General features: G+C 37.3%; 2 protein-coding genes. Both read left to right on the top strand.

Annotation, left to right across the window (positions count from 1 at the left end):
• The first annotated feature begins 122 nt into the window (after positions 1-122).
• A complete protein-coding gene (gene ftsW, locus STRDD10_RS00565; protein ID WP_067192174.1) occupies positions 123-1,337 on the top strand; it encodes a cell division peptidoglycan polymerase FtsW in 1,215 nt (404 codons plus the stop codon).
• A gap of 81 nt (positions 1,338-1,418) precedes the next feature.
• Entirely contained in the window at positions 1,419-4,238 is a 2,820-nt protein-coding gene (ppc, locus tag STRDD10_RS00570) for a phosphoenolpyruvate carboxylase (protein WP_067192178.1), read from the top strand.
• The last annotated feature ends 41 nt before the right edge of the window (positions 4,239-4,279 follow it).

The raw sequence follows: 4,279 nt of genomic DNA on the forward strand, positions 1-4,279 counted from the left end.
TTACCGATTTCTGTCCCACTCTCTTTTTTGTGAAGAATAGCTAGGAAATACGGATGAGACTTTCAATCATCGCAAGAAAGTGGTATAATAAATTCTGAAATTTTAGAAAATTTAGGTGTGCTATGAAAATTGATAAAAAGCACTTGTTAAATTATTCCATTTTGATTCCTTACTTAATATTATCTATTTTGGGATTGATTGTGGTCTATTCGACAACGAGTGCCACCTTAATTCAGGCGGGTGCGAACCCATTTGCTTCGGTTTTAAACCAGGGAGTGTTTTGGATTGCTAGCTTAGTGGCTATTTTTATTCTTTACCGTATGAAACTAAGTTTTTTACGTAATGGTAAAGTACTTGCCGTTATGATTTTGCTAGAGATTCTTCTTTTGATTTTAGCTCGAATCTTTGGTAAGGAAACAAATGGAGCGAGAGGTTGGCTTTATATTGGTCCTTTCAGTATGCAACCTGCTGAGTATTTAAAGGTGATTTTGGTCTGGTATTTAGCTCATTATTTTGCCAGGAGAGAGGAACAAATTGGTATTTACGATTATCAAGCTCTCACCAAAAATCAATGGATTCCACGAAAAATAACAGATTGGCGAATTGTTACCTTACTTTTAATCGGAATTGTTATTGTGATGCCGGATCTTGGAAATGCAACTATTTTAGCTTTGACGACTGTTATTTTAGTCGGTGTTTCAGGCATTGCCCCTCGTTGGTTTGGTGCCATAGTGGCAGCTATCGTTTCCGTTTCAGCTCTATTTCTTGGAATTATAAAAATAGTCGGTGTAGAAACCATGTCTCGAGTACCAGTTTTTGGATATGTTGCCAATCGTTTTAGTGCCTACTTCAATCCATTTGCTGATTTAGAAGGAGCAGGCCATCAATTGGCTAACTCATACTATGCTATGAGTAATGGTGGTTGGTTTGGTCTTGGATTAGGAAATTCTATCGAAAAAAGGGGTTATTTACCAGAGGCTCAAACTGACTTTGTTTTTTCTATCGTTATAGAGGAATTTGGTTTTGTGGGAGCGAGCCTGATTCTGGCTTTATTATTCTTTTTAATTTTACGTATCATTCTTGTTGGGATGAGAGCAAAAAATGCTTTTAATGCTATCATGTCTTTTGGAATTGGGGGTATGCTTCTTATGCAAACCTTTATCAATATAGGAGGGATATCAGGTCTCATTCCTTCAACTGGAGTAACATTCCCATTTCTCTCTCAGGGAGGAAATAGCGTGCTTACTTTGTCCATTGCAATTGCATTTGTTCTTAATATTTCTGCTGGTGAAAAGAAAGAAGAACTTTACCGAGAATTGGAATTTGAAGAAAATTAATTATCCACCATCACTTATGCTCTATGAGGGAGTATTCTCCCATAGCTATACTTTAAATTTTTTACGTGAGAGGTAAAAATTATGACCTTACAAAAACTTGAAAGCTATACAAATAAAGAAGTTATCAAAGAAGAAGTTGATATTTTGACAGAAATTTTGCAAGAAGTTGCTGAGAGTATGCTATCAAAGGAAACCTTTGATAAAGTGTTAGAATTAAAGGAATTGTCAAAAACTCAAAAATACCAAGCCTTGAATCGAATTGTTGAAAATATGAGTAATGATGAGTTAACAGTCATTTCGCGTTATTTTTCTATTCTTCCACTTTTAATCAATATTTCAGAAGATGTCGATCTAGCTTATGAAATTAATCATCAAAACAATGTGGAAAAAGAATATCTCGGGAAATTATCTACCACTCTAGATTTGGTGGCCGAAAAAGAAAATGCTGCTGAGATATTAGAAAGTCTTAATATCGTTCCAGTTTTGACAGCCCATCCTACTCAGGTGCAAAGGAAAACAATGCTAGATTTAACCAATCATATCCATCAACTATTGCGTCAGCATCGTGATGTTAAGGCTGGATTAGTAAATGAGAAGAAATGGCGAAGCAATCTTAAGCGTTATATCGACCTGATGATGCAGACGGATATGATTCGTGAGAAAAAACTGAAAGTGACAAATGAAATCACGAATGTAATGGAATATTATGAATCATCGTTCTTGAAAGCAGTCCCTAATCTTTTAGCAGAATACAAACGGCTAGCTAAAGAACGAGGAATCTCTTTAAATAATCCTAAGCCGATTACGATGGGGATGTGGATTGGTGGAGATCGTGATGGAAATCCATTTGTAACTGCTGAAACGCTAAAAACATCTGCAACAACGCAAAGTGAAGTGATTCTTAATTACTATATTGACAAAATTTCCAGTCTTTATCGTGAGTTTTCACTTTCTACTAAGCTGACTCAAATGAGTCCAGAGGTAGAGGCGATGGCGGCTCTTTCAACAGATACTTCAATATATCGTGAAAATGAACCTTATCGACGTGCATTTCACTATATCCAGTCAAAGCTTATCCAGACCATGATCAACCTTCGTGAGTGGGCGGCTCGTGGGGAGTCTGGCCTTGATAGTCGTTTACCAGTTGCTGTATCCGCTCACTCTGGTGGTAACGCCGTGGCAAATTATATTAGCAATCTTGTTTCAACTAGTATCAATGGCTTGACACAAGATCAAGCACCGGCTTATGAAACTGTGGCTGAATTCAAGGCAGATTTGGACGTGATTAAAGCATCTCTTGTAGAAAATCATGATGAAGCTTTAATTACAGGGGATTTTGCTGAATTGCTAGAAGCGGTTGAAATTTTTGGTTTCTATTTGGCTTCAATCGACATGCGTCAGGATTCTAGCGTACACGAGGCCTGTGTGGCTGAACTCCTTAAGTTAGCTGGTATCAATGATCATTATAGTGATTTGTCTGAAGAGGAAAAATGCCGAGTTTTACTAAAGGAACTATTAGAAGATCCTCGTATCCTCTCAGCAACCCACGCTGAGAAGTCCGAACTGTTGGAAAAAGAATTGGCCATTTTTAAAACAGCTCGTGAGCTTAAGGATAAGTTGGGTGAAGATGTCATTCGTCAGACCATTATCTCCCACGCAACAAGTGTATCTGATATGTTAGAGTTAGCTGTAATGCTGAAGGAAGTAGGGCTTTTAAATACAACTAGTTCCCGTGTTCAGATTGTTCCTCTTTTTGAGACAATTGAGGATTTAGAAAACTCAGAAGATACGATGCGTCAGTACCTGTCTTTGCCACTTGCTAAATCTTGGATTGCTTCTAAGAATAATTACCAAGAAATTATGCTTGGTTACTCAGATAGTAATAAAGATGGAGGATACTTATCTTCTTGCTGGACTCTTTATAAGGCTCAGCAACAACTAACTGCGATTGGGCATGAATTTGGAGTTAAGATTACTTTCTTCCATGGACGTGGTGGTACAGTAGGACGTGGTGGTGGCCCTACTTATGAAGCGATCACTTCACAACCGCTTAAATCCATTAATGATCGCATCCGTCTAACTGAGCAAGGAGAAGTAATCGGAAACAAATACGGGAATAAGGACGCTGCTTACTATAACTTAGAGATGCTGGTGTCTGCAACGATTAACCGTATGATTACGAAAAAGAAGAGTGATACGAGCACTTCAAATCGATACGAAGAAATTATGGAACAAGTGGTTGATAGAAGTTATAGTGTTTATCGTGATTTGGTTTTTGGGAACGAACACTTTTATGACTATTTCTTTGAATCAAGTCCAATAAAAGCTATCTCAAGCTTTAACATTGGCTCTCGACCAGCTGCTCGTAAAACTATTACCGAAATTGGTGGTTTGCGTGCCATTCCATGGGTATTCTCATGGTCTCAAAGTCGCGTGATGTTTCCTGGATGGTATGGTGTCGGATCCAGTTTTAAAGAATTTATTGATCAGGCTCCTGAAAATATTGAAACGTTACGACATATGTATAAGAATTGGCCATTTTTCCAATCTCTTTTGTCAAATGTGGATATGGTTCTGTCGAAGTCTAACATGAATATAGCGTTTGAATATGCAAAACTCTGTGAAGATCAGAAAGTGCGTGATATTTTCAATATTATTTTAGACGAGTGGCAACTGACGAAAAATATTATTCTTGAAATTGAAGAACATGATGAACTTTTAGCAGAAAATGCTTACCTTAGAGAAAGTTTAGACTATCGTATGCCGTACTTCAATGTTCTAAATTATATCCAATTAGAGCTTATCAAGAGACAACGTCGTGGAGAATTATCTTCTGAACAAGAAAAATTGATTCATATCACCATTAATGGAGTGGCAACAGGATTGCGAAACTCAGGTTGATGAAAGAAATAAAAATAGAAAAATCGAGAATTTGTCTCGAT

This window comes from Streptococcus sp. DD10, from assembly GCF_001578805.1.
In the GTDB taxonomy this organism is placed as follows: domain Bacteria; phylum Bacillota; class Bacilli; order Lactobacillales; family Streptococcaceae; genus Streptococcus.